The organism is Limosilactobacillus gastricus DSM 16045 (assembly GCF_001434365.1).
Classification (GTDB): Bacteria; Bacillota; Bacilli; order Lactobacillales; family Lactobacillaceae; genus Limosilactobacillus; species Limosilactobacillus gastricus.
Genome location: NZ_AZFN01000002.1, coordinates 55,761 through 80,570 on the forward strand (window position 1 = coordinate 55,761; position 24,810 = coordinate 80,570).

Genomic DNA, 24,810 nt, shown 5'->3' on the forward strand with positions numbered 1-24,810 from the left:
TTAACGGGCTCCATGATATTGACTACCAAAGTGCAGCATTTCTTGAATAAGGTGGTAACCGTGACTATCAGTTAGATGGTTGGCTTCAAAGATCCGTTGATAATCTAGTAAAATTCTTTCAAATCGGTTTCTGGTAGGAATATAGTCATAGCCGGCCATCACAAAGTCAGTCAACTTAATTTGAAAACATTTGATCAGGTCCTCCACGCGTTTATCGTCCATCTGACTGGTCATGACACTGGGAATCCCTTGCCGATAGATATAATGATTTTCGTTGATTAAGACGATTTTGTGAGCTTTCATAAAAAGTCGATGAATGCTGGCCTCATCTTCAAAAATCATGCCCTCTGGAAACTGGAAGTGCTCTAATAATTCAGCCTTGAAGAGTTTGCAGAAAGGAACAATAAAGATCGAGGAGTTGGAATCCCAGTTCGATTGATATTCACAAGCTTCTTTCGGGGTAAGATCCTTTGTATAGAGATCACCATCCGTAAGATAGTAGTAAAAACAATCGTTAGCTTGATGAAAGACCTTATAATTGGTAACGGCAATGTCAGCGTGGTGACTGATTAAGTGATCATAAAGTATTTGCAAATAATCTTCGTCTAAGACGTCATCGCTATCGACAAAGGTGACATAGTCACCAGTCATCAGTTTAAGCCCATGATTGCGAGCGGCGGACGCTCCACGATTGGATTGGTGAACGACTTTAATGCGGTCATCTTCTTGAGCGAATTGATCGCACATTTCACTTGAACCATCGGTCGAACCATCATCAATCAAGATGAGTTCAAAATCAGGAATGGTTTGGTGACGGACACTGTTAACAAATTCAGTAAAATAGGGTGCCACATTATATACTGGGGCAATAATACTAATTAACATTTGAATAAACCTTTCTACCTACCAAAATAGGATCATGATACGTTCTAGTTTATCATGATCCTATTTAATTTCTGCTAAATAATTAATGTTTTATTTTTCGTAAGTGAACCAGATCCAGTTGCATCACGATGTTGGCCAAGATTAACAAGCTTCCGCCGATGATTAAATGGCTAGTGAGTTTGTCAAAGCCGAATAGAACGGAAAAGATACCCGCGAAAAGTGATTCAGTAATTAGGATTAAGCCAGCGGTGGCGGGATCGACCTGCCGTTGGCTAATAATTTGTAAACCTTGGGCGATAAAAGTAATCCCGATCGCTAAAATCGCTAAAGGAATAATGGCCGCCAGCCAGTTGATTTGGTGAAAGGTAGCTCGTTCAAATAGGCAGGTACAAATGGTGCCTACGAAAAACTCCACTAGACCGATTAAGGTGATCACCACCCAAGGACTGGAAGCTTTACCTGCGTAACGACCAAAGACAATTAATTGGCCGGCCCAAAAAATGGCTCCGATTAAAGAGAGTAGATCACCACTTTGCAAATGTAGATCTGTCAAAGATAAGCCCGAAATAAAGGCCGTACCGAAGATCGCGATTAGCATCGCTAGCCACTCTTTACGTTGGGGGCGTTCACGCCAGATGGCCCAAATAATAAAGGGAGCAATGATAACGTATAAAGAAGTGATAAAGGCGTTTTTGGCGGGCGTCGTATAGCGTAGGGCATCAGTTTGGAAATAATAACCGAGAAAACTGATGATCCCAGAAATAAGTCCCACGCGCAGGTCATAGGCCGTTAAGTGTTTGAGTTGCCGATGAAAGATGACTAGACCGGTAAGGGCGCATAAGCCTCCACGCCAGGCATTAATCATACTGGAATGCATACCAGCATTAATTGCTAATTGATCCAAAAAGTACGAAATTCCCCATAATAGGGCCACACAAATTAAGCCGAGTTTGGCCTGTTGCTTTGACATCGTGATGTCCTCCCTTGATGCTCTAGCAATATTCTAACAAATTTTGATGGCCGTGGATTTGAAAGATTATCAAGGGATAATTTTTTTGTTCACATACCCAATTATTAAAAGAACATTAATTTATCGGCATTTTAGCGTCATATAAATAGATAAATATGAAATTATTTTAACCGTTTCCGGAATAAATACCGAATAATATGTTGCTAAATATATCATAATTGTTAAAATAGTTATATAAATTGTTATATTAATTTATTAAAGGAGGGCCAGATATGGTTTCTAAGAATAACAATCACCTATATGACGAAAAAATGAATCGGACTCACTTCAGTTTTTCGTTACGGAAGTTAAACATTGGGGTAGCTTCTGTCTTATTAGGGATTGGATTTGGTTTCGGGGTAGTTAATCATAACGGGACCGTCGCACATGCCGATACAACTGATACGACATCAACGACGACGGATGCGACCCCTGCTAGTGATGCGTCAACCAGCAGTGCTAGTGCGACTTCAGCGACTACGACGAGCGCAGTTGCGGTTACGCCAACTTCTGCAGCTACTTCGTCTAGTGCGAACGATGCTTCCAGTGCCGCTGACTCATCAAGTACGTCTTCAGCATCCTCTGATGTTGCTACAAACGATCTAGATCAAGCGATTTCTGCTGATGCGATTGACCAAGGCTACATCACTTCCGAAACGGATTTGACCAACGCTGCACATACCCTATCAGGACACGTTTACATCGCTGATTATGGGACTTACTCTACGATGTCCAACGGGATGACGGATGCTCCTGATGGGACCAAGGTCTACATGCAATGGATGGATACTGATGGGGCTATTTCACCGATCTATGTAGCAACTACCCACAGTAATATTGGGACCTCAGCTGGTCAAGGTGGGGCTGGTTTATATGCCTTTAATTTGAGTAGCTCTTCTAAAGGAAATGTCGTTAAAGATGGCTGGACCGATGCCAACGGCAAGGTGCACGTTTATAATGCCACCGCTGGTCAATACTACCGTTTATGGGTCGTGGATACTAAGGCGGCTGATGGAAATACTTTGACCATGTTCCGGCAAGCTGGTGGGTTTTACGCTGGCTCATGGGTTAATTCATTTACCACATCGAACCTAGGTCAATTCCCATTGGCTGGTACGAACATGCAACGGACGGCTGTCTTCATGTACGAATTGCCAGAAGGGGTTACCAACCAAGGTGACAATGGGGTTTCATACATGACTACTTCTGCTGACCAGTGGAAGACCTATGATCAAGGGACCTTAAGTGCTCCGGCAGTTACTGGTGCTAAGACCACCGATGGGACCACTTCAGCTGGGCTTTCCATCTCTGGACGAGTTTGGTTAGAATCGACGGCTGGTAATGCAGCTAATTCTGGGACTGGTCCAAACTATAATCCTGCCATGGGTGATGGTGCGGCTAGTGGCTACACGGTGGTGGCATCTGTCTTGACCGAAGAAGGGGCGACTGCATACAAGAATTCAGTATCATCGTTAGATAACAGTTTGCAAGCTGCTGCTGCAAAAGAATTATTAGAAGCCCATCCCGAATACATCGCAGAAACCGTTAAAACGACGACCGACTCAAATGGTCAATACTCTTTAGCCTTTTCTTCGGATGCCATCACTAGTGCGGCCAATCAACATGAAGCCATTTACATGTTTGTCATGGATAAGAACGGTAATGTGGTGACCGCATATTCTCCATATACCACGACCCTTTTCCGGTCACCAAATGTAACTGGGACTTCATCGCTTAGTCCTCAAATTGTTCCGGCCTATAATGCGGCTGCCTTTAATTCACCATCTTGGTACAACGTTAACTTTGCAGTGGTACCAAATACGATTGTGAACCTTGATATCACGAACTATGATACAACTAATAATCCAGCTTCCTATGGTGATACGGCCAACGTTAAGTTAAGTGATTATTCTGCCTCAGGAAGTGGACAACTCTCAGCTTTAGATGACTCGATTAAATGGACGTCCTCTAATGACAGTAGCTTCTCATTAAGCGTGCCAGTTTCTAGCATTAATGATGGTTCCTTAGCGAACCTAACTATTTCAGCTGACGGGAAGACGGTTACGACGGCGGATGGCCAATCATATACTTTCGATGAAGCCATCCCAGAAGGAACTGTCTTTACCGCATCCTTAGTTGAAGGGACGGTGACGGTAGCTGCTGACTCCTTCATGGTGAAGACCACGGACGCTAAGAAGTATGAACCAAACTATGCCGACCAAACAGTGGCCGCTGGACAAACTGCTTCAGTTACTCCAACTTTTACTGATAAAGAAGGTAATACTGTTACCTTACCAGAAGGGACGACCTTTACTTCTTCAGCAACTGATGCCAACGGCTCATCTGCTTCAGCCTGGGCAACTCTTGATCCAACGACTGGGGAAATCGTTTACACGCCAAGTGCTGATCAAGCTTCTGGCGACTATGAAGTACCAGTGACCGTTACTTATGCAGATGGTTCCACTGACCAAGTGACCGCTACAGTTCACGTGACGAACCAAGCAGCTGATTACACGCCAGTTTATGACAATGATGGTCATAAGTACGTTAAAGCGGGAGACTCAGTTGACTTCCCAGCACCAACCTTTACTGATAAGGATGGTAATACGGTAACGGTACCTAGTGGTACTACCTTCACCGCTGGCGATACTAGCTTCCCAGGAACGGTCACGGTTGACCCAACGACAGGAGCAATCACCGCTACAGCCAATGATGGTGCAACTGCCGGTGATTACACGGTGCCAGTAACGGTTACATACCCAGATGGCACGAGTGAAGTGGTTAATGCAACTGTTACCGTGGTACCAGCTCCAGATAAGGTGACGACCACGACGGTGCCATACACGACGACATACACGGCTGACCCAACTAAGGACGCCGGGGTACAAACAGTGGTTACTGAAGGTCAAAATGGCTCAACGACGACCACGACGACATACACGGTTAATCCAACTACGGGTGAATTGACACCAACATCAACGACGACCCAAACTGATCCAGTGAATGAAGTTGTGTCGGTTGGGACTAAGACGCCTGCTGACAACAAGACTCAAGCTGATACAAACGAACCAGCGTACGCTGACACGACCGTTCCAGCCGGTCAAACGGCAACGACTAACCCAACTTTCACGAATGGGACTCCAGAAGGTGCTACTTACTCAGTCGACAATACTAATGCTCCATTCGTAACCGTTGACCCAACCACCGGTGCTTTAACTGCTGCACCATCAGTTGACCAAGCTCCTGGTGAGTACACGGTACCAGTTACGGTTACTTACTCTGATGGTTCTACGGATACGGTTGATGCTAAGATCACAGTGACGGATAACGAAGCCGCAACTCATGAAGCCCAAGGTGGTGATGTAACGAAGCCATACGGTGAAGCTACGACGGCTGATGATGTTACTAACGCTGTTAAGATCACGCCAGATGATGATGTAGCTAAGAATGCGACGGTTACGGTAGATGATCCAACCACCTTACCAGATGGTAAGACGCCAGGAACCGTAGAAGTTCCAGTTACGGTTACTTACCCAGATGGATCGCAAGACCACACCACGGTTTCGGTAACAACGAAGGAACCTGGTCAAACGGTTACGGACGCTGAATCACACGATGCCCAAGGTGGCGAAGTCAACAAGCCATACGGGGAAGCAACCACGGCAGAAGATGTGACGAGTCAAGTTACCATCACACCGGATGATGATGTGGCTAAGAACGCGACGGTAACGGTAGATGATCCAACGACCTTACCAGATGGTAAGACACCAGGAACCGTTGAAGTACCAGTCACAGTTACTTACCCAGATGGATCGCAAGATCATACGACAGTGAAGGTCACTACAGATACTTCCGACGCTGATAAGTACGAACCACAAGGTCAAGATCAAACTGTTAACCAAGGTGATACACCAAAGGCGGAAGATAGTATTTCTAACAAGGGTGACTTGCCAGATGGTACTAAGTACGACTGGAAAGAAACGCCAGACACTAACACGCCAGGGGACAAGACGGCTACAGTAGTTGTTACTTACCCAGATGGATCGCAAGATGAAGTTCCAGTCACGATCCACGTTACGACGGATGCTGATACGCATGACGCCCAAGGTGGTCAATTAACGAAACCATACGGTCAACCAACGACCGCTGAAGATGTGACGAGTCAAGTTACCATCACCCCGGATGATGATGTGGCTAAGAACGCGACGGTAACGGTAGATGATCCAACGACCTTACCAGATGGTAAGACACCAGGAACCGTTGAAGTACCAGTCACAGTTACTTACCCAGATGGATCGCAAGATCATACGACAGTGAAGGTCACTACAGATACTTCCGACGCTGATAAGTACGAACCACAAGGTCAAGATCAAACTGTTAACCAAGGTGATACACCAAAGGCGGAAGATAGTATTTCTAACAAGGGTGACTTGCCAGATGGTACTAAGTACGACTGGAAAGAAACGCCAGACACTAACACGCCAGGGGACAAGACGGCTACAGTAGTTGTTACTTACCCAGATGGATCGCAAGATGAAGTTCCAGTCACGATCCACGTTACGACGGATGCTGATACGCATGACGCCCAAGGTGGTCAATTAACGAAACCATACGGTCAACCAACGACCGCTGAAGATGTGACGAGTCAAGTTACCATCACCCCGGATGATGATGTGGCTAAGAACGCGACGGTAACGGTAGATGATCCAACCACCTTGCCAGATGGTAAGACATCTGGAACAGTAACTATTCCAGTTACGGTCACTTACCCAGATGGCTCACAAGATCATACGACTGTCACGGTAACAACTGAAAAGAGCCAAGCGGAAACAAATGATCCACAAGGCCAAGATGTTAACACGACAGTTGGTAAGACGCCAGATGCGGCTGATGCGATCAAGAACAAGGGTGACTTACCAGACGGCACTACCTACACTTGGAAGGAAACGCCTGATGTAACGACGACTGGTGATAAGCCAGCAACAGTCGTAGTAACTTACCCAGATGGTTCTCAAGATGAGGTTCCAGTCACGATTCATGTGACGAACCCAACTGCAGAAGGTCAAGATATTACGACACCTAAGAACCAAGTTCCAGATGCTAGTGATGGCATCAAGAACAAGGATGAGATGCCGGATGGGACTAAGTACGAATGGAAGGAAACGCCAGACGTATCCAAGACGGGTCAAACTACTGGCACGGTTGTGGTAACCTTCCCAGATGGTACGCAAACGGAAGTTCAAGTAACTATTACGATTACTGATTACCAAACTAACACGGTCACAACGACTTGGAATGACAATGACCAAGTCTTGACAACAACTACTTCTACGGCAACGAATGCTAGTGCAGCAACAACGGAAGAAACGAAAGCTCAATTACCACAAACTGGTAATGATCAAAGTGAAGTAACTACGATTGCTGGTCTTATGGCAGCAAGTATGGTTGGTTTGCTTGGCTTGGCTAAGTTCCGTAAGAAGGAAAACAAGTAATTAAATAATTACTAAAAAACGACGATCGAATTTTCGGTCGTCGTTTTTGTGTATAGAAAAAGCCGGTGGAAATGGCTTCACCAGCTTCTGGTTAGTTAATATTATTTCTTAGCATTTTCAACCGGTTCATTATCTAAACCGGTCCGAACTACCAAGACGTCACAAACGGCGGTCCGGGTAACGTATTCCGTAACAGAACCAATTACGACTCGTTCCACTGCGTTAAGCCCCGTCGCACCAATCATGATTAAATCTGCGTGCATTTTAGCTGGAACTTCCTTAGCGATCAAGGTCTTAGGTGCCCCATATTCGATGGTGTATGAAACATTTGCAACGCCTTGCTCCTTGGCGTAAGCAACATAATCATCTAAGGTCTTCTTAGCCGTATCGGTAACTTGTTCCACCATTGAACTATCAAAACTAGAGATGTTTTGGAAAGCCCGCGTATCAACCACGTGTAGTAGTTGAAGTTCGGTATCATCACCGTTCCGTTTTGCAACTGCAACTGATTTTTTAAAAGCTAATTCCGCTTCTTTTGATCCATCAACTGGTACCAAAATGTGTTTATATTCTTGTGACATTTTCGGTTACCCCCTTATCTTTATATCTATATTTTACTACCTTTTAAAGGGATAATAAAGCGCTCACTTCAGGAGTAATGAGACCGTTGTAAAGGACATGGCGACTTCAATTAAACAACAAGCGGCCAGGGTCCATAAGATAATCACTGGGTCATTAATGAAGGCGGTAATGACGACGATGATGGTTAAAATTAGCATGACAACTCCCCAAAATAAACACAACTTATTTTGTGCTTTGGGATGGTGGTAGGGGAACCCTAAAAAGGATTTCTGACGATGGGTCAGATAATATAATGATTCAATCAAGATCAGCAGGGCGAAAATAAAAGTCAGAATCTGAATTAACATACAAGCTCCTTAAAAAAATCTGGGTACACATTGCTGTGTACCCAGACCATATCTTCATTATGTAGAAGTATCCGTTGGTGCCGTTAATCATCCGTCAGAGTTGACCTGCGTTTAAGACAGGTGGGATTAAGTGAATTTGCATTTGACTACCAAGTGAAAAGGCATGTCATCATCAAATTTCAACAGAAACCCCAAAGTAACAAGATTGTAAGGCAAACCTGATATTTGGATAAGGCGTACACTACAGAACCTCTACCTACATTTTACCACGTTTTTGCCAAATGGTAGTTTTTTTATCAAGCTTTCCCTTGAGCCTTTAAGAGCCGGCGATATTGGTCTGAATAGGCCTTTTCATAAGTGCCATTTGTTTTTGGCTCATAATATTGATCATCTTTAATCGGCTCGGGAAGATATTGTTGGGCAACCCAATCTTCTGGATAATCGTGGGGATAAAGATAGTCAATGCCATGACCTAGTTTTTCCGCACCTTGGTAGTGAGCGTCTTTTAAATGATCAGGCACATCACCAGTATTACCTTGGCGGATGCGCGTGATGGCTTTATCAATTGCACTGATGGCGGAATTGGATTTTGGAGATAGACAAAGTTCAATCACCGCATTAGCAAGTGGAATTCGCGCTTCTGGGAAGCCAAGTTTTTCGGCAGCTTGAACGGCCGTGACGACCCGTGCCGCAGCAGGCGGGTTAGCTAAACCGATGTCTTCATAGGCGATCACCATCAAGCGGCGGGCGATGATCGGCAGATCGCCACCCTCGATTAAGCGGCCTAAATAATGGAGGGCCGCATCAGTATCGCTACCCCGAATCGATTTTTGAAAAGCGGAAATCACATCATAATGTCCATCACCATTCTTATCTAAACTGATGGACTTCTTTTGAATACTTTCTTCGATGACTGGTAATGTTAAGTGAATTACCCCATCTGACCCAGGTGCGGTAGATTTGGCAGCTAGTTCTAAGCCATTTAAAGCACTCCTTAAATCACCGTTAGTAGATGAAATTAGTTGCCTCCGAGCGTTGTCGTCAAGTGACAAATTCATTTGTCCTAGCCCCCGTTGAGGATCGGTCATTGCACGGTCAATTGCTATTCCAATTTCATTGATGGTCAATGGTTTGACCTCAAAAATTTGCGTTCGGCTGCGAATGGCGGGATTAATCGAAATATAGGGGTTTTCGGTGGTGGCACCAATTAGAATAATCCGACCACTTTCTAAATGAGGTAGTAAGAAATCTTGCTTACTTTTGTCGAGACGATGGATTTCGTCTAATAATAAGATGACGGTACCACTCATTTTGGCTTCTTCAGCCACAATCTGCAGGTCTTTTTTCGAGTCAGTTGCCGCATTTAAGGTTCGAAAAGCATACTTAGTTGATCCGGCAATGGCGCTTGCAATGCTCGTCTTGCCGGTTCCGGGTGGACCGTATAGGATCATGGATGAGAGCATTTTGGCCTTGACCATTCGCCAAATAATTTTATCCTGACCTACGAGATGTTGTTGACCAACGATTTCAGCTAGTGATTGGGGCCGCATCCGATAAGCTAATGGTTCCATAGTAACTCCTTTCCCAATTTATTATGCAAGAGGATATCATCATAGATTGTAACAAAAAAGGAGCCCAAGAGGACTCCTCGAACTGGCATAAAGTGAAGCTTACTTGTTGTAGAATTCAACGATTAAGGCTTCGTCAATGTCAGCATTCATGTCTTCACGTTGTGGAAGGCGAGTTAAATGACCTTCAAGCTTGTCAGCATCAAATTCAACATATGATGGACGTGCAACAACGGCTTCAACGGCGTTCTTGATAATGTCAAGATTCTTTGACTTTTCACGAACGGCAATCACTTGACCAACCTTAACTTCGTATGAAGGAATGTCAACCCGCTTGCCATCAACTGTGATGTGACCATGGTTAACTAATTGACGAGCTTGACGACGCGTCGTAGCTAAACCTAAGCGGTAAACCATGTTGTCTAGACGGCGTTCCAAAAGAACCATAAAGTTAGTACCGTGAGTACCTTCCTTAATCTTACCAGCCTTAACGAATAGGTTGCTAAATTGACGTTCCGTTAAACCATACATGTAACGAAGCTTTTGCTTTTCACGTAATTGTGTACCGTATTCAGAAAGCTTACCCCGACGATCATTACCATGATCACCAGGAGCGTAAGGACGCCGTGCTAATTCCTTACCAGTACCAGAAAGTGAAACACCAAGACGACGAGAAATCCGCCAACTTGGACCTGTATAACGTGACATAAATAAATTCCTCCAAGAAAATGTTTTGGAGTAAAATAATCCGATGCAAGATTAACATTCGTGCAGCCTAATCAGATCGTTCACCATTGCAGCGAGGTTACTAGAAACACCAGATGGCATTAGTCTGTTGACGAGCTTGCTTCTTGCTGCTGCATTATTTTACACAAGGAATATCATACACCGGATCATAATTAAGGGTCAAGGAAAAGTCCGATAATATTCCAAATAAACTTACCGATTAGCATTCAAGAACAGTGATCTTATGATATAATTAAAAATTGTTAATAAAGAATGCGCATCATGCGTCAAACAAAGTAATAGGTGAGGTAAGTTATGTTACAAGTATTGATTGGGATCATTGTCATTGCGATTGTTGTCGTATGTGCAATGTATCTTTACCAACGGAATCTACTCAAAAAAGTAAATGCCTTGCGTGACCAAATCAATGTCATTGAAAATTATGATTTGGAAGCTCGGTTAAGTGACGAAAATGTTACTGATTTTTCGGGCGAAACGCTTAAGAAATTTACGGAGTTGCGGACCAAGTATGATGAAAAGGCAATGCCAGCTGTCGCGGAAGCCGTTGAAATCGCTGACGAAATCGAAGAAGATTTCCATGGAACTGCTGCTCTTTCAATGGGTGGTCGAGTTAAAGAATTGCAAGACGCCGTTGATGATGCCAAGGAATTACTCGACTCAATTCAATTAGAAGTGAAGGCCTTTGATGATGAAATCGAGGCGCAAAATCAAGCGAGTGACCAATTACGGACTTGGTTCAGAAAGTATCATAAAGAACTGGATGAACAAGCCTATAAGTATGGCGATAGTGTTACCAAGTTAAATGAACGGTTAACAGATTTAGAAGCGCGGTTCAATAAGTTCTGTGAAATCGCTGATGATGGTGATCGGGAAGCAGCCGCTGAAGTATTAACGGATGTTAAAAATGGGACGGCTGACTTTGAGGAATTAGTGGAACAAATTCCCGAGTTATGTCAGCCACTGCTCCAAGAATTCCCAGATCAATTAGCTGAATTAAAACAAGGCTATGGGCATTTAATTTCAGAAAACTACCACTTTACTGAACCCGATATTGATCATTTAGTTGAAGCCTTAGAAGTGAAACGCCAAGCCACCTTGGAACGGGTTGCGGACTTAGATTTAACTCAAGTTAAAGAAACTAATGAAGGTATGGCCAGTGAAATTGATCGATTATACGATGTGATGGAACAAGAGATTGATGCCCGGCCTAAAGTTCAACAAATGTTAATTCCGTTCGCTGAACACCTCACCCATGCCAAAAATCAAAATCGCTTGTTAACCAATGAGTTAGATCGCTTGAGTATTTCTTATACTTTGAATAACGATGAGATTGCTACGGCTCGTCAATTAGATGAGCAATTAAAGCAAATTGAAGCTGACTTTAATGCTGATCAAAAGCGGTTAGAAGCTAAGACGGCCATTGACAGTCAGATTCTTGCTAACTTACAAGCTGGTGAGAAGGCGATGACTGCAGTGGAAGAGCAACAAACGGAAATTAATGATAGTGTGGCAGAACTCCAAAATGATGAGAAATTAGCTCGCGATGCTGTCCAACGTTTTGTGGCTGACTTACGGGCCACTAAGCGTCACGTTGAATCATTAAATTTACCGGGCATCCCGATGGATTATATGGACTTCTTCTTCCTGGTTAGTGATGAGCTAAGTCAATTATCCAAAGACATGAATAAGCAACAAATCAATATGGATGAAATCACCAAGAAGATGTTGGTACTCCAAGATGATTTTGAAAAGTTGCATGAAAAGACGGATAGTATTCGCGATAGTGCCACGCTCACGGAACGGGTGATCCAATATGCCCAACGGTTGAGCATGCAACACCCAGAATTGGATGATGCCATCAATCGTTCTCAACAATTATTTAGTGAATTCGAATATTCACGGGCACTTGAAACAATCGGCGCTGCCGTTGAAAATATCGAACCAGGCGTATTTAAGCAAATTGAAGATAGTTATTACCGTGAAGTTGGTAAACGATAATTTAATGGTCGTCAGAAATGGCGGCCTTTTATTATAAATGTCAGACAACCTTTGGTATAATGACGAAATAAGAAATATGGAAAGGAATCGATCATGATCTATTTTGATAATAGTGCAACTACTAAGGTCTCTCCAGAGGTTCTCGAGAGTTACACCAAAGTCAGTGAACAAATTTGGGGAAACCCTTCTAGCCTCCATCAATTAGGAGAGGTTGCTAGTAAACTGCTTTTTCAAGCTCGTCAACAAATTGCCGAATTATTTGGCGTTTTACCCGGCGAAATTATCTTCACCAGTGGTGGATCCGAAGGTGATAACTGGGTAATTAAGGGGACCGCCTTAGCCAAGCGAGAATTAGGTCGGCACATCATCACCTCTTCGGTAGAACACGCAGCGGTGCGTAACGCTATGCACCAATTAGAAGATTTGGGGTATGAAGTAACCTATCTGCCGGTTGACAAGCAGGGACGTGTTAATCCAGCCGATTTGAAAGCGGCCCTTCGACCAGACACGATTTTAGTATCGATTATGGCGGTTAATAATGAGATCGGTACGGTCCAACCGATTCAAGAAATCGGAGAAATTCTTCAAGATTACCCTAAAATCCACTTTATGGTTGATGCCGTTCAAGCAATTGCTAAAGGGATGGATGATCAATGGTTTAGTGATCGCGTTGACTTTGTGGTCTTTTCGGGACATAAATATCATGCTCCACGGGGAACGGGCTTTGTTTACGCTAAAGCCGGCCGGCAAATTGTTCCATTAATTAATGGGGGCGGTCAAGAACAAAATCTGCGGAGTGGTACCGAAAATACGCCGGGTGATGTGGCCATGTCGCGGGCTATTCGCCTTGCCAAGGAACGAGAAGACGATACCGTCAAACGGGAGCGTGAAATCAAACAAGCGATTATTGATCATGTGAGTCAATTTGAACATGTCCAAGTTTTTTCAGGCAATGATGCTGGTTTTGCTCCCCATATTTTATGCTTCGCCATTGTTGGGGTGCGCGGGGAAACCGTGGTCCATGCCTTTGAAGAACACGATATTTATATCTCAACGACTAGTGCTTGTTCATCAAAGAAAACAGAAACTAGTACCCTTTCAGCGATGGGAGTTGCTCCACATGCGGCTGAAAGTGCGGTGCGAGTTAGTTTAGGCGATCAAAATACGATGGCGGATGCTGAAGAATTTAACCGCGTTTTTGATGAACTTTATGCTGGGTTTGCAAAAATTATTAACTAATTGAGGATAGCTAAGTGAAGTACGATGAAATTATGGTGCGATATGGAGAATTATCGACCAAAGGACGTAATAAAAAGACCTTTACCGATCGGTTAGGAGAAAATGTCCGTCGGGCCTTACATGGGATTGATCAGGTCAAGGTCCATGCTCGACCTGACCGGCTCCATATTATTTTAAATGGTGCTGATAGTGACCTAGTCATGGAGCGACTGGCAAAGGTATTTGGGATTCAATCTTTTTCCCCTTCCTTAAAGGTTACAAAAGATTTCGCGGCGGTTGCCCAGGCAGCGATAGCCATGATGAATGAGCAGCTGAGTGATGGCGAGAAAAAAACTTTTAAAGTGGAGACCAAGCGACAAGATCATCAATTTGAGTTAGACACCTTTCAAATGAACCGCCAATTAGGCGGAGCCTTACTCAAGGCCTTTGATGGACAACTAACGGTCGATGTCCATCATCCAGATATCACGATTTGGGTAGATGTTCGTTTAAATGGAATTTTCTTAACGAGCGAAATTATTCCGGGTGCAGGCGGTTTACCGGTTGGCACGGCTGGAAAAGGGATGATGATGCTGTCGGGAGGAATCGACTCACCAGTGGCCGCTTATCTGGCAATGAAACGGGGAGTTTCCCTCGAGATGGTTCATTTTTATAGTCCACCCTATACAAGTGAACAAGCCTTAGCTAAATCTAAGCAATTAACAGCTAAATTAGCCCAATATAGTGGTCAAATTAAGTTTATTCAGGTGCCGTTCACAGAGATTCAAGAGACGGTCAAGGAACAATCGCCAGAAGGATTCTTAATGACCATTCAACGACGGTTTATGTTGCGCTTGGCAACGGCGATTGCAAAGCAACGTCATGGTCTTGCGGTATTTAATGGGGAATCATTAGGACAAGTGGCCTCGCAAACCATGAATAGCATGGTCGCAATTAATGACGTCACATCTTTTCCGGTCTTAAGGCCGGTCTTGTCCTACGATAAGACCGAGATTATTAAGATTGCTGAACAGATTGATACATATGATTTGTCAATTTTGCCATATGAAGATTGTTGTACGGTCTTTACACCACCTTCGCCTAAGACGAAGCCTAATCTTGAAAAAACGCGCTATTATGAACAACAATTAGACGTGGATGGCTTAATGGAACGGGCTTTAGCAGGAATTAAAATTACTGAGATCCATCCGGGTGACGACTTCTTGAATGCTAATCAAGATGTTTTTGCGGAATTGTTGTAAGATTTTAGACAAATAGACCCGGTTCTGATATAGAAAATACGTAAAGAGGTAAATACGATGCAAATTACAATTAATGGTGAAGCACGCGATCTAGTTGGGAATCCTCCAGCGGTAGGAGAAGAAATCCCGCATTTTAAAGTTTTTAATGCTGATCACGAGAAGGTAAAGACCCGTGAATTTTTTGGCAAACCAACTTTAATTAGTGTAGTTCCAAGCATTACGACGAGTGTTTGCAGTTTGCAAACGAAGAAATTTAATCAGCAAATGGATGGATATCCAAATGCTAATTTTGTGACGATTTCAGTCGATACTCCTGAGCAACAAGCAGATTGGTGTGCTGCTGAAGGGGTAAAGAATATGCAATTATTGTCGGATTCGGAACAATCCTTTGGCTATGCCTTGAAAGTTTTGATTCCTGATGAGTCGGTTTTAGCACGGTCGATTTTTGTGCTTGATGCGGATGGAAAAATTGTTTACGAACAGGTCGTCCCAGAATTAACTGATGAACCTGACTATGTAGCGGCTTTAGCAGCTTTAGAAAAGTTAGGTTAAGATCTTGACGGATTATTAAAAAATCGTTAGAATTATGATCGTTATCTGATGCGATGATCGGAAGAGTAATTAGTAAAGAGTTGATCAGAGATGGCTGGATAGTGCGAACAGCTGAACCAATTACTAATGAAAGTAATCCAGGAGCAAAAGCAGTGAAATTAAGTAGTTGCTTTCGGTTCATTACCGTTATCAATGATAAAGTGGAAATGTGATTACATTTCAATTTAGGTGGTACCGCGAGAAGAGCTCGTCCTATTTTAGGACGGGCTTTTTGTTTTATTTAAAGGAGAAACAGATGTCAGATCAAGATATGTCAACTAAATATAATCCAACTGAAGTCGAAAAAGATCGTTATCAATGGTGGATTGATCAAGGCTTCTTCAAACCAAGTGGGGATCAAAAAGCTCACCCATATTCAATTGTTATTCCGCCGCCAAATGTGACCGGGAAATTACACCTAGGACATGCTTGGGATACAACTTTACAAGATATTACTATTCGGCAAAAACGGATGCAGGGTTATGACGTTTTGTGGTTGCCGGGGATGGACCACGCCGGAATTGCGACACAGGCTAAAGTTGAAGCGCGGTTAGCTGAACAAGGGATTTCTCGATATGATTTAGGTCGGGAAAAGTTCATCCAACAAGTTTGGGATTGGAAGGATGAATATGCTGATATTATCCACCAACAATGGGCAAAAATGGGGATTTCGGTCGATTACGATCGGGAACGCTTTACTTTAGACGACGGTTTAAGCAAGGCGGTTCGGAAGGTCTTCGTTGATCTATATAATAAAGGTCTAATCTATCGAGCAACCTACATTATCAACTGGGATCCCAAAGCCCGGACTGCTTTATCAGATATCGAAGTGGAACACCAGGATGATCAAGGTGCTTTCTACCACGTTAAATATCCATTTACCGATGGTACAACTTTTAATGGCCAGGACTACATTGAAATTGCTACCACACGCCCGGAAACTATGTTTGGTGATGTGGCGGTAGCCGTTAATCCTGATGATGATCGTTATAAGGAACTAGTCGGCAAACACATTCGAGTACCATTGGTTGATCGGGAGGTCGAAATCATTGCTGATGATTACGTTACTCCGGATTTTGGAACGGGGATGGTGAAGATCACGCCAGCTCATGACCCGAATGACTTCCAAATTGGGAAGCGCCATGACCTTCCTGAAATCAATACCATGAACGAAGATGCTTCCCTCAATGAGAATGCTGGGAAATACGAAGGAATGGATCGTTTTGATGCCCGTGAAGCCATTGTTAAGGATCTTGAGGATCAGGGCTACATGCTACGGATTGATCCAATTGTGCACTCAGTTGGTCATTCGCAACGGACTGGGGTACAAGTTGAGGCTCGCTTATCAACTCAATGGTTCGTGAAGATGAAGCCATTGGCTGAACAGGCTTTACAAGCTCAAGAAACTGATGATCGGGTTGATTTCTTCCCACCGCGGTTTGAGAATACTTACCGGCAATGGATGGAAAATGTTCATGACTGGGTTATTTCGCGTCAATTATGGTGGGGACACCGGATTCCTGCTTGGTATCATAAAGAAACTGGGGAAATGTATGTCGGGATGGAAGCCCCAGCCGACAGCGAAAATTGGGAACAAGATCCAGACGTCTTAGATACTTGGTTTAGTAGTGGTTTATGGCCGTTCTCAACGATGGGATGGCCTGATACCGATAGTGAGGACTTTAAGCGCTACTTCCCAACAACGACTCTGGTGACTGGATATGACATTATCTTCTTCTGGGTTTCGCGGATGATCTTTACCTCACTGGAATTTACTGGACGGACACCATTTAAAAATGTCTTATTACATGGTTTGATTCGTGATGAAGAAGGCCGGAAGATGAGTAAGTCCCTAGGAAACGGGATTGATCCGATGGACGTGATCGAAAAGTATGGGGTGGATGCTTTACGGTGGTTCTTAGTAACTGGCTCTACCCCGGGTCAAGATATCCGTTTCTCTTATAAGAAGATGGATGCGGCCTGGAACTTCATTAATAAAATCTGGAATGCAAGTCGTTATGTCATCATGAACTTGGGCGATATGGCCGCCCCAAGCTTGCCGGATCAAAGCGAATGGACCTTGGCTGACAAGTGGATCTTAAGTCGTTTGAATGCAACAGTGAGTCAAGTTACTAGCCAATTTGATAAATTCGAATTTGGGGAAGCTGGTCGTGCCCTATACAATTTCATTTGGAATGATTTCTGTGATTGGTACATTGAAATGACTAAGGAAACCCTTAATAATGGTTCTGATCAAGAAAAGACGAATACCAAGAATATTTTAGGTTATGTACTGGATCAAACTTTGAAGCTCTTGCACCCGATCATGCCATTTATGACCGAACAAGTTTGGCAGTCAATGCCACATGACGGGGATTCAATCATGGTCGCTAAGTTCCCTGAAGAACATGCTGAATTTAGTGATCCTAAGGCTGAGGATCAAATTGCCAGCTTGATTGAATTAATCAAAGCAGTGCGGAATATTCGTAATGAAGCGGGAGCACCAATGTCCAAGCCAGTAGACTTAATGATTAAAGTAGACTCGGCCGAATTGGGTGAGATCTTTACCGAAACGAAAGAATACATCGATCGCTTCTGTCATCCAGCTGAACTAAAAATTGGTCAAGATTTGACGGAGCCCAAATTAGCCATGAGTGGAATTTTAGCTGGGGCCACGGTCTACATTCCAATGGCCGAATTGGTTGATTTAGAAGAAGAAAAGGCCCGGATGCAAAAAGAAATTCAGAAATTAGAGCAAGAAGTGGCCCGTTCGGAAAAGAAACTTGGTAACGAGAAGTTTGTTGCTAACGCCCCAGAAGCAGTGGTGGCTGACGAAAAAGCTAAGGCGACTGAGTGGCAACAAAAATTGGCTGCCGCCAAGGAACGTATAGCACAACTAGGTTAAACAAATCAGTTATAATGAAAGTCTTCAAGGAGGAAATTTCCAATTGAAGACTTTTATTTTTAGGAAGTTATAAAATGACAGAAATCAAAACTTATGATGATGCACTAAATTTTATTCACGGTCGCTTCAAAGCCCGGGAAATCCCCACCTTGGCACGGATGCGGAAATTATTAAAACGATTGGGTAATCCCCAGAACGGCCAATCTTATATTCATGTGACTGGAACGAACGGGAAAGGTTCAACCGTGACGATGATTAGAGCAATGTTGATGGCGAGTGGTTACCAGGTAGGAACTTTCACGTCCCCCTTTATTACTCGCTTTAATGAACGGATTGCTCTGAATGGTCAGCCGATTAGTGATCGGGATTTAGTTACTTATACACGGCAAGTAGCTACTGTTGTGGATCAAATGGATGCTGAAGGCCAAACACCAACGGAATTTGAAATTAATACGGCCATTATGTTCTTATACTTTGCAGACCGAAAACCCGATGTAGTAATTTTAGAGGTCGGGATTGGGGGCTTATTTGATTCCACCAATGTCATTGAAAAACCTGATGTAGCCGTAATTGTGACGGTCGGATATGATCATATGCAGTTTCTTGGTGATAGCCTCACTGAGATTGCTACCATAAAAGCGGGTATTATCAAGAAACATTCGCCGGTGGTCGTTGGTCAATTACCAGAAGAAGCTAAACAAGTAATCGTATCGACCGCGAAGAAAAAACAAAGTCCCTTGTTTCAACTTGGACAAGAATTTCATGCCCAAGCTAAGAATAGCCATCAATTAGCTCAAAATATTGAATATCAGGGTTTGTCACTCGCTAAAACTGTCTTTCAACTTGGCTTGGCTGGCGATTATCAGGTTCAAAATGCGGGGGTCGCCATTACGACCGTTCAATTATGGCTCCAAAAACATCAAGGCTATTTGGATCCTAGTAATATTGCGGAGGGCTTGTTAAACGCCCACTGGCCAGGAAGAATGGAAATTGTTAATCGGGAACCATTAATGATTTTAGATGGAGCCCATAATTTGCCGGGGGTCCAAGCTTTAGTTCAGACCATTGAGCATGAATTAGCAGATCGGGAAGTTTATTTACTAGTGGCGATTTTGGCGGATAAGCAGTATGAACTAATGTTGGGCGAATTAGCTAGTTTAAGGAATGTCCATCTCGTTTTAACTCAATTTTCGCCGCCGGGCCCCAAACGACCAACCGCTGATTTAGCTGGGCTGAAAGATTTGATTAGGACTCGTTATCCCATGCAAGTATTTCCAGAATGGCAATTAGGACTGGCTGCTATCTCTCAACAAGTATCAGCCGAAGACGTTATTTTAATCACCGGATCGCTGTATTTTATTTCCGAAGTGCGGAATTTCTTATTAGCGGATTAAGGGGTACATTCCTTCGTATCTAAAGATAAGGAGGAAATGGCATGCGGACGTATTTATCAACAAACAATTTCGAAGAATTAGTACAAATGATGTTCCCAGACCGACGTTTGGCTCAACGCTTTATCGCCACTTTTGGTAGTTTTCATGAGTTACATAATGCCCAACGAGCGTAAATACAAAGCCTGATGGATTATGATCCCATTAATTTTCGACCAATTATTGCCGCTATTCAAATCGGTCAACAAGCGTTAACCAGACCCCAACCAATGACCGGACAATTGAATTCTAGTTATGAACTGGGTCAACAATTAATTCATGAATTAGCGGGAGAAGACCAAGAGCAAGTAATGATCATTGGCGTTGATGTTCATTCCGTGGTGATTGATCGTCAAGTGCTTTTTAAAGGCGGCAGTCATGAATGTCAGATTTACATGGACCAAGTTTTCCGATATTTAATTCAAATCGGGGCACATGGATTAATCTTCGCGCATAATCACCCGTCGGGATTGGTCGAACCTTCTCCAGAAGATCGTCAGTTTTTTAAGCAGTTACAGTCTTCTTGTCGCTTGATGAATATACGATTAGTCGATTGCATGATTGTTGGTCGAAATGATTATTTCTCCTGGCAGGAAAAACTCGCTTGATTAATGATTTCGTCATATAAAGTCACTACAATTTTCACCATGAATAGTGTATAGTTAAGAAGTATGTAATTAAGAGAAGAGCTGGGTTAAGATTAGTCCAGCAAGGAGTTAAGCATGAGAGATTTCTTTGCTAAACATCGAGTGATTTCAATTGTGATCGGCCTATTTATTGCCGTTGGATTAATGGCAGGGTCAATTGGCATTCGGAATAATCGGAATACGCCAACGATTGTCCAACAAATTGGTAATACTGTAGTTGGATGGTTTGGCGGAATTGTTAATTATCCAATGAATTCAGCCAATGGGACCGTATCATCCTTAGGACAAATATTGAACGCTTATAGTGAAAATAAGACCTTAAAGAAAAAGGTTAGTGCGCTAGAGCAAACTCAAACAACCAACGAAACCCTAAAGAAAGAAAATAAACAATTAAAGGCTGAATTGGAATTAAATAATAGCTTAACTGACTATACTACGATTACGGCGGCGGTCACGAATCGAACGCCCTCGGCTTGGGAAAACCAATTAATTATTAATAAGGGTAGTTCGAGTGGCGTTAAGAAGAATATGGCTGTGCTTTCGGGAAGTGGCTTAATCGGACGGATTGTCGAAGTAAACCCGACTAATAGTAAAGTCGAGTTAATCAGTAGCTCTAGCGAGTCAACAAACCAATTTTCCGTGGCCGTTGATAATGAGGACGGCGATACGGTGAATGGTTTGATTTCCGGTTATGACACCAAAACTAGTCAACTAGTAATGAGTGAAGTTTCGAGTTCGGCAGCTGTAAAAAAAGGTGCCAAGGTAACCACAAATGGGCTTGGTGGCGTCACCCCGAAAGGTTTATACGTCGGTAAAGTCGTCAAAACAACGAAGGGGAGTGGCGGTGAGATTGATCGCATTTACGTTGAGCCAGCTACGAACTTAAATGATGTCAATTATGTAACAATTGCGGAACTAAACGAGGATTAGGATGTTTAAATTTTTGCATTGGACCAAATTGAAAACCTACTTTTGGTTAGGCTTGTTCATCTCCTTTTTCCTAGATGGCTCGCTGAGTGCAATTTTCGGGGGATCTTTTTTCTCCGATCGCATTATCATGGTGAGTCATTTGGCCTTTTTATGGCTTTTATTAGCGCTTTTCTTTGATCGGGTGAAGCCATTGCCAGTCATTTTAGCCGCCTTTCTCGTGGGAATTGGGATTGATTTTTATTATTCAGGAATCATCGGGATGGAAATGTTTATCTATCCTCTCTTAATCTGGGCCAATCAATTTGTGATCCGTTTTTATCGTCCTAATATCATTAACTATGCTATGTTGGTGATCGTTGATTTAACATTATTAGAGTTTTACAATTATGCCATGCATAGTTTGTTGGGCTTAACCCATGCCGGACTACCAATGTTTTTAGCGGGAGTCTTAGGACCAACTTTATTATTAAACTTGGTATATTTTTTTGTGGGTTACTTACCAATTCAACTTGGTTATTATCGGATTTTGCATCTTTATCGGCATCCTCGGAAAATGAGAAAAGCTTAATTTTTTATGCGGAGCTAGTTGACAAAAAGGGTCCTAATCGGTAATATACTAATCAATAAAAGAGAAACGTTGAGCAGACTAGTAGGATAATTTACCATTGAGCAGGGAAGTTCGGATAGTGTGACCGAATAATGGTAATTATCACGAATCACATCTGTGAGTTGATTATTGATCAAAAAATAATCCGGGTTGCCCGTTATCGCTCCAAGTTTATTTTTAAACTTACTGAGGTTAGGTTCGTGAGGATCTAACAAGATGAGGTGGAACCGCGGAAACGCCCTCTAGTTGTATTACAACTGAGGGCGTTTTTATTTTGGTTATTAAATAAACTTATTGAGGTAATCGATGTGAGTCGATTATAAATTGGGGTGGAACCACGTTTAGACGTCCCCTTAAGTGGAAACATTTAAGGCGGCGTCTTTTCTTTTAATAAATTTAGAAACAATTAAAGGGGGACATTGTCATGACCTATATGTCGGAAATCTTACCATCGTTGTTGCAAGGGACTGTTGTGACCTTAGAAATCTTTTTTTGGACCTTAATTGGCTCCTTACCGCTTGGAATTTTAGTAAGTTTAGGTTTGAATTCGCGAATTAAACCTTTGAAGTGGATCTTAGATCTTTACGTTTGGTTGATGCGGGGAACCCCATTATTACTCCAATTGATCGTAGTCTTTTATGGTTTACCAATTATTGGAATTGTCTTTCCAAGGTTCCAAGCGGCCGTATTTGCTTTTATCTTCAATTACGGAGCCTACTTTGCTGAAATCTTTCGGGGTGGCTTGCAGTCAATTGATCGGGGGCAATATGAAGGGGCGAAAGTTTTGCGTCTCTCATATTCTCAAACGATTCGTAAAATTGTAATTCCTCAAGTTGTCAAGATTGTGATTCCGTCAATTGGTAACGAAGTCATCAATCTGGTAAAAGATTCATCATTGGTATACGTGATTGGGATTGGTGATCTCTTGCGGGCCGGAAATGTGGCAACCTCACGGGACGTAACCTTAGTTCCCTTATTAATGGCGGGGGCAATTTACTTGATTCTGGTGGCCATTTGTACATTTGCCTTAAACCGAGTTGAAAAACGGTATTCATATTACAAGTAGGGGGTTGGTCAAATGTTAGAAGTTAAAAATTTAAAGAAAAAATTTGGGACACGCCAAATATTAAACGGGGTCAATTTTGAAGTTCAGGATGGCGAAATATTAAGTATAGTGGGACCATCTGGAGCCGGGAAAACAACCTTATTGCGGTGTGTTACTGGCTTGGAAAGTGCGGATGAAGGAGAATTTTTAATTGATGGGCAAGCCTTCGATCCTGAAGGAACCGATACCTCTGATGCCGTTATTGGAGTGGTTTTTCAAGATTTTAACTTATTTCCTCATTTAACGGTGATGCAAAACATCACTTTAGCCCCCACGATGGTTTTAAAAGAAGATCGCCAGGTCGCTCAAGCTGCCGGAGAAAAATTGTTGGCACAATTAGACCTAGGTGGGAAAGGAGATTTATATCCTTATCAACTATCGGGAGGACAAAAGCAGCGGGTTGCCATTGCTCGAGCCTTAGCAATGAATCCGAAGATCCTTTGTTATGATGAACCAACTTCTGCTTTGGATCCTAACTTACGGGATAGTGTCGCCAATTTGATTTTGAGTCTCAAACAACAGGGAATGACCCAGTTAGTCGTTACCCATGATATGGAGTTCGCTCAAAAAATTGCCGATGATGTTTTAGAGGTTTCGGCCCTCGATCAACAAAAATAGGATCACAAAAACATGAAACGATTAATACGGATAGGTTTATTAGTTTTGTTACTTATACCCGTCATGTTAGTAGCGGGTTGTCAAACGGTCACCCAGCGTGCCGATACTCAGGATACTTGGTCGCAAATTAAAAAGCGTGGCAAAGTGGTCATTGGAGTCGATGATTCCTTTGTCCCGATGGGGTTTCGCGAAAAGAATGGGAAACTAGTTGGTTATGACGTTGATTTAGCGCGAGCCGTTTTTAAACAATACGGGATTAAAGTAGATTTCCAGACGATTGATTGGTCAATGAAGGAAACTGAGTTGCGAAACGGTACGATTGATGCCATTTGGAATGGTTACTCAGTTACGAAAGAACGAAAGGCAAAGGTTGCCTTTACCCGTTCATACCTTTTGAATCGGCAAGTATTGGTGACGAAGAAAAAGAGTCACATCCTAAATCTAAATGATATGGCCGGCAAAGTCTTGGGATTACAAACCGGGTCGACAGCAGCGGCGGATCTTGATGCCCAACCGAAGCTGTTAAAAGATAAGATTAAAGATCAAACCCCCATTCTTTATGATACCTTCCCTAGTGCCTTTATTGATTTGAATGCGGGGCGGATTCAAGGGATTTTGATGGATGAGGTTTATGCTAACTATTATTTAAAGCATTTATCTAATTCAGGAAGTTATCGTACCCTAATTAGCAAGTCCTTCCCAGCTGATAGTTTTGCGGTCGGGTTGCGGAAAGGTGATAAGACGCTTAAAAAGAAGATTAATGAAGGACTAGCTAAACTTCAAAAGGATGGAGAGTTAGCTAAAATTAATGAAAAATGGTTTGGAAAAAAGAGTAATTATCTCGGACCGGTTAACGCTAATAACTAAAT

At 42.9% G+C, this 24,810-nt stretch carries 20 protein-coding genes and 1 other annotated feature; of the genes, 14 read left to right on the forward strand and 6 right to left on the reverse strand.

All coding sequences use genetic code 11. The features are described from left to right. Together FC60_RS00960 and FC60_RS00965 are read right to left on the reverse strand one after the other, a co-directional pair. Positions 1-885, reverse strand: coding sequence for a glycosyltransferase family 2 protein (locus tag FC60_RS00960; RefSeq protein WP_056936649.1), 885 nt, complete (start codon positions 883-885; stop codon positions 1-3). Positions 886-967: 82 nt separating this feature from the next. After that, on the reverse strand, positions 968-1,855 hold the full coding sequence (locus FC60_RS00965; protein WP_056936650.1) for a DMT family transporter: 888 nt from the start codon (positions 1,853-1,855) through the stop codon (positions 968-970). A 272-nt stretch (positions 1,856-2,127) separates the two neighbouring features. Between FC60_RS00965 and FC60_RS00970 the strand changes: the two genes are divergently transcribed. Then, a complete protein-coding gene (locus FC60_RS00970; RefSeq protein ID WP_056936651.1) occupies positions 2,128-7,386 on the forward strand; it encodes a Rib/alpha-like domain-containing protein in 5,259 nt (1,752 codons plus the stop codon). Between the two features lie 101 nt (positions 7,387-7,487). Here FC60_RS00970 and FC60_RS00975 read toward each other — a convergent pair whose 3' ends face one another. The 4 genes from FC60_RS00975 to rpsD all read right to left on the reverse strand — a co-directional run bounded on the left by FC60_RS00975 (position 7,488) and on the right by rpsD (position 10,591). Continuing rightward, positions 7,488-7,967, reverse strand: a complete 480-nt coding sequence (locus FC60_RS00975) for a universal stress protein (RefSeq protein WP_007122852.1) — start codon at positions 7,965-7,967, stop codon at positions 7,488-7,490. A gap of 63 nt (positions 7,968-8,030) precedes the next feature. After that, positions 8,031-8,315, reverse strand: coding sequence for a hypothetical protein (locus FC60_RS00980; protein ID WP_056936652.1), 285 nt, complete (start codon positions 8,313-8,315; stop codon positions 8,031-8,033). 296 nt (positions 8,316-8,611) lie between these two features. Continuing rightward, positions 8,612-9,886 (reverse strand): replication-associated recombination protein A, encoded by a 1,275-nt coding sequence (locus FC60_RS00985; protein WP_056936653.1) that lies wholly within the window; start codon positions 9,884-9,886, stop codon positions 8,612-8,614. 99 nt (positions 9,887-9,985) lie between these two features. Then, complete coding sequence (gene rpsD, locus FC60_RS00990; protein WP_056936654.1) at positions 9,986-10,591, reverse strand: 30S ribosomal protein S4; 606 nt, start codon at positions 10,589-10,591, stop codon at positions 9,986-9,988. A 333-nt stretch (positions 10,592-10,924) separates the two neighbouring features. On the opposite strand from rpsD, the gene FC60_RS00995 reads away from it, so the two are divergent. From FC60_RS00995 to FC60_RS01050, 13 genes are all read left to right on the forward strand, one after another. Continuing rightward, complete coding sequence (locus tag FC60_RS00995) at positions 10,925-12,628, forward strand: septation ring formation regulator EzrA (RefSeq protein ID WP_056936655.1); 1,704 nt, start codon at positions 10,925-10,927, stop codon at positions 12,626-12,628. Between the two features lie 93 nt (positions 12,629-12,721). After that, positions 12,722-13,867, forward strand: a complete 1,146-nt coding sequence (locus FC60_RS01000) for a cysteine desulfurase family protein (protein WP_056936656.1) — start codon at positions 12,722-12,724, stop codon at positions 13,865-13,867. Positions 13,868-13,881: 14 nt separating this feature from the next. Further along, the gene (thiI, locus tag FC60_RS01005; RefSeq protein WP_056936657.1) at positions 13,882-15,108 is read left to right on the forward strand and encodes a tRNA uracil 4-sulfurtransferase ThiI; all 1,227 of its coding nucleotides are present in this window, start codon (positions 13,882-13,884) and stop codon (positions 15,106-15,108) included. A 57-nt stretch (positions 15,109-15,165) separates the two neighbouring features. Next, a complete protein-coding gene (gene tpx / locus FC60_RS01010; RefSeq protein ID WP_056936658.1) occupies positions 15,166-15,660 on the forward strand; it encodes a thiol peroxidase in 495 nt (164 codons plus the stop codon). A 44-nt stretch (positions 15,661-15,704) separates the two neighbouring features. Next, positions 15,705-15,918: a binding site (T-box leader), on the forward strand. Positions 15,919-15,955: 37 nt separating this feature from the next. Further along, complete coding sequence (locus tag FC60_RS01015; RefSeq protein ID WP_056936659.1) at positions 15,956-18,604, forward strand: valine--tRNA ligase; 2,649 nt, start codon at positions 15,956-15,958, stop codon at positions 18,602-18,604. Between the two features lie 74 nt (positions 18,605-18,678). Continuing rightward, positions 18,679-19,998 (forward strand): bifunctional folylpolyglutamate synthase/dihydrofolate synthase, encoded by a 1,320-nt coding sequence (locus tag FC60_RS01020; RefSeq protein ID WP_056936660.1) that lies wholly within the window; start codon positions 18,679-18,681, stop codon positions 19,996-19,998. 41 nt (positions 19,999-20,039) lie between these two features. Beyond that, positions 20,040-20,171 carry a hypothetical protein gene (locus FC60_RS09750; protein ID WP_268871575.1) on the forward strand — a complete coding sequence of 44 codons (132 nt, stop codon included), beginning with the start codon at positions 20,040-20,042 and terminating at the stop codon, positions 20,169-20,171. A gap of 12 nt (positions 20,172-20,183) precedes the next feature. Next, entirely contained in the window at positions 20,184-20,642 is a 459-nt protein-coding gene (locus FC60_RS01025; RefSeq protein ID WP_056936661.1) for a JAB domain-containing protein, read from the forward strand. Between the two features lie 114 nt (positions 20,643-20,756). Further along, positions 20,757-21,611, forward strand: coding sequence for a rod shape-determining protein MreC (gene mreC / locus FC60_RS01030; protein WP_007122842.1), 855 nt, complete (start codon positions 20,757-20,759; stop codon positions 21,609-21,611). Position 21,612: 1 nt separating this feature from the next. Further along, on the forward strand, positions 21,613-22,179 hold the full coding sequence (gene mreD / locus FC60_RS01035; protein ID WP_056936662.1) for a rod shape-determining protein MreD: 567 nt from the start codon (positions 21,613-21,615) through the stop codon (positions 22,177-22,179). Between the two features lie 463 nt (positions 22,180-22,642). Then, positions 22,643-23,284, forward strand: a complete 642-nt coding sequence (locus tag FC60_RS01040; protein WP_007122841.1) for an amino acid ABC transporter permease — start codon at positions 22,643-22,645, stop codon at positions 23,282-23,284. A gap of 12 nt (positions 23,285-23,296) precedes the next feature. Then, the gene (locus FC60_RS01045; protein ID WP_056936663.1) at positions 23,297-23,941 is read left to right on the forward strand and encodes an amino acid ABC transporter ATP-binding protein; all 645 of its coding nucleotides are present in this window, start codon (positions 23,297-23,299) and stop codon (positions 23,939-23,941) included. A gap of 12 nt (positions 23,942-23,953) precedes the next feature. Continuing rightward, positions 23,954-24,808, forward strand: coding sequence for an amino acid ABC transporter substrate-binding protein (locus FC60_RS01050; protein WP_056936664.1), 855 nt, complete (start codon positions 23,954-23,956; stop codon positions 24,806-24,808). Positions 24,809-24,810 lie beyond the last annotated feature (2 nt).

What these genes read in the sequence shown, in the direction of transcription:
- FC60_RS00985 (WP_056936653.1), bottom strand. Translation starts at nt 9,886, where the DNA reads ATGGAACCATTAGCTTATCGGATGCGGCCCCAATCACTAGCTGAAATC.
- FC60_RS00965 (WP_056936650.1), bottom strand. Translation starts at nt 1,855, where the DNA reads ATGTCAAAGCAACAGGCCAAACTCGGCTTAATTTGTGTGGCCCTATTA.
- FC60_RS01045 (WP_056936663.1), top strand. Translation starts at nt 23,297, where the DNA reads ATGTTAGAAGTTAAAAATTTAAAGAAAAAATTTGGGACACGCCAAATA.
- rpsD (WP_056936654.1), bottom strand. Translation starts at nt 10,591, where the DNA reads ATGTCACGTTATACAGGTCCAAGTTGGCGGATTTCTCGTCGTCTTGGT.
- FC60_RS00960 (WP_056936649.1), bottom strand. Translation starts at nt 885, where the DNA reads ATGTTAATTAGTATTATTGCCCCAGTATATAATGTGGCACCCTATTTT.
- mreC (WP_007122842.1), top strand. Translation starts at nt 20,757, where the DNA reads ATGAGAGATTTCTTTGCTAAACATCGAGTGATTTCAATTGTGATCGGC.
- FC60_RS01050 (WP_056936664.1), top strand. Translation starts at nt 23,954, where the DNA reads ATGAAACGATTAATACGGATAGGTTTATTAGTTTTGTTACTTATACCC.
- FC60_RS01040 (WP_007122841.1), top strand. Translation starts at nt 22,643, where the DNA reads ATGACCTATATGTCGGAAATCTTACCATCGTTGTTGCAAGGGACTGTT.
- FC60_RS01015 (WP_056936659.1), top strand. Translation starts at nt 15,956, where the DNA reads ATGTCAGATCAAGATATGTCAACTAAATATAATCCAACTGAAGTCGAA.
- FC60_RS00970 (WP_056936651.1), top strand. Translation starts at nt 2,128, where the DNA reads ATGGTTTCTAAGAATAACAATCACCTATATGACGAAAAAATGAATCGG.
- FC60_RS01000 (WP_056936656.1), top strand. Translation starts at nt 12,722, where the DNA reads ATGATCTATTTTGATAATAGTGCAACTACTAAGGTCTCTCCAGAGGTT.
- FC60_RS01020 (WP_056936660.1), top strand. Translation starts at nt 18,679, where the DNA reads ATGACAGAAATCAAAACTTATGATGATGCACTAAATTTTATTCACGGT.
- FC60_RS00995 (WP_056936655.1), top strand. Translation starts at nt 10,925, where the DNA reads ATGTTACAAGTATTGATTGGGATCATTGTCATTGCGATTGTTGTCGTA.
- FC60_RS01025 (WP_056936661.1), top strand. Translation starts at nt 20,184, where the DNA reads ATGGATTATGATCCCATTAATTTTCGACCAATTATTGCCGCTATTCAA.
- tpx (WP_056936658.1), top strand. Translation starts at nt 15,166, where the DNA reads ATGCAAATTACAATTAATGGTGAAGCACGCGATCTAGTTGGGAATCCT.
- FC60_RS09750 (WP_268871575.1), top strand. Translation starts at nt 20,040, where the DNA reads ATGCGGACGTATTTATCAACAAACAATTTCGAAGAATTAGTACAAATG.
- mreD (WP_056936662.1), top strand. Translation starts at nt 21,613, where the DNA reads ATGTTTAAATTTTTGCATTGGACCAAATTGAAAACCTACTTTTGGTTA.
- FC60_RS00980 (WP_056936652.1), bottom strand. Translation starts at nt 8,315, where the DNA reads ATGTTAATTCAGATTCTGACTTTTATTTTCGCCCTGCTGATCTTGATT.
- FC60_RS00975 (WP_007122852.1), bottom strand. Translation starts at nt 7,967, where the DNA reads ATGTCACAAGAATATAAACACATTTTGGTACCAGTTGATGGATCAAAA.